At 44.1% G+C, this 1,871-nt stretch carries 2 protein-coding genes; both read right to left on the reverse strand.

Annotated features, from left to right (window positions below; translation table 11 throughout):
• Positions 1-102 precede the first annotated feature (102 nt).
• A complete protein-coding gene (locus KO534_RS03930; RefSeq protein ID WP_215927476.1) occupies positions 103-816 on the reverse strand; it encodes an alpha/beta fold hydrolase in 714 nt (237 codons plus the stop codon).
• A gap of 59 nt (positions 817-875) precedes the next feature.
• Positions 876-1,871: alpha/beta hydrolase (locus KO534_RS03935; protein WP_215927478.1), on the reverse strand; the 996-nt coding region annotated here is incomplete at its 5' end.

Consider the following 1,871-nt stretch of genomic DNA (forward strand, 5'->3'; position numbering starts at 1 on the left):
CTGACCCTATCGATTCAAGTAGATTAATAACCACGAGGCGTTACTGCTTAGCGTAACGCTCTGTTTTATAGTTAGGTTTTAATAAGTGCTTGAGGGGGTGGACTAGGCTAACTCATTTATAAATTCCTGAATGCATCCGTTCACGTTAGCGTGTTGTTCTGCAAACACCATATGAGTGCCATTCTCTATAATGTTAAGTTTTGCGTTAGGCAATTGAGATAACAGGAACTCAGAATATTTCACCGGTGTCATAATATCTTTGTCACCAACAATAAGCTGTACTGGCAATGTAATGCTACCTATATCCTGCATAACGTCAAAGTTGTCACAAGCCGTAAAGTCTTTCAGCATCACTGCGGCGCCATTTTTAACGATTGCCGAATTTACATCAGTTCTTAACGGCTCTTGCAGTTGTTGGTTTGAAGCCAATAGGTAATCGGGGAATGCTCCGCCTTCTTCTATAAGCGCTGCTAGTGACGTAAGCAATTGTGGCATTACTTTTAATTTAGCGCCCGCACCTATTAGCACCAGTGCTTTTAGTCTACTTGAATCGAAAGTCGTTGATTCGCTTGAGGCCAGCAGAGCAGCTTGCATGGCTACGGCACTTCCTAAAGAATGACCCACCAACACCACGTCTGTTAAATCTTCTTGTTCAACGATGTTAAGCACCCATTGAGCAATGGATTTTACATCGCATAATGCTTCGCCATCAGGGTGGCCGGGAAAGTTTAAAGCAATGGTGTTGTTGAAAAACGATACTTGGTGTGCCCACACGTTATTCGTGCAACCTGAGCCATGTAAAAATACGAATGTCATAGTAAAGCCTCGTTAATTGATATATGTGGTTGGGAGTGTCGGTTTTTCATGTTGGTGTCCTATGAAGGTGAAAAAAGAGAACGGGTGAAGAACCTGACTTGCTCAGTCACCGTTTCTTCAAAACCTTCGCCCTCATATAAGTCGAAGTGGTCCATGCCGGTTAGTGGACATAAGGTGGCAAGTGGACCTAGTTTACTCGCTAATGTAAGTGCGCTGGATGCGGAAGCCACTGAATCAAGCATGCAAGGTTGCAATAGCACCTTGCAGCTAATTTTATTTGCATAACTAATGGGCCGGTAAAACGGTAGAGTCACGGTGACTCCTGCGGTCATGCTGTTAACCCATGTTTCTGAAGCCATGCCAATGTAATCGTCATAAAACTGTGTATTGCTAATTGCGCTAAGCTGCCCTGATGTGCCAACAACCGGCACTGTTACCGGAGGCATACCCAGCTTACGCTTAATTATGTCGTGAATGCCAGAAAGACACAGCTTTATCACATGTAGTAGGCCAGCGTGTTTCGCCAGTAGTTTGACGGATGCCATTCCATCAAGCATTGGGTTTTGCGCGCATATTGCTTTAATGCGGTTATCTTGCGCGGCAATAGTGACAACGTGCCCACCAGAAAAAGACGTGCCCCACAATCCAATTTGTTTAGGATGTAATTGAGGCATCGATCTGGCGTAATCTATTGCAAAGCGCCAGTCTTCAAGCTGGTTGGCTACCGTTAATAATTGCCTAGGCATGCCGTCGCTTTTGCCAAAATAGCGGTAATCAAACACAATTACATGAAAGCCAGAGCTTGCAAATCGTTCGGCGTACGGTGATAGCCCTGAGTCTACCGTGCCCCCTAATCCATGTGCCATTAAAATACATGCTGATGAAGGAGTTTTATCTTCACTGGTTACAGGTTGGTAATACCAGCCTCTACAGGTAGTGCCTTTACTGTCGAATTCAATATCGTGGCGTTGAAACTGTATTTTTTGCATCTTGGTTACTTTTAGCCTTCTATTTTTTAAAGTGTTGTCTTTGCTACACTGAACTGAACTGAACTG

The organism is Paraglaciecola arctica, assembly GCF_018861065.1.
Classification (GTDB): domain Bacteria; phylum Pseudomonadota; class Gammaproteobacteria; order Enterobacterales; family Alteromonadaceae; genus Paraglaciecola; species Paraglaciecola arctica_B.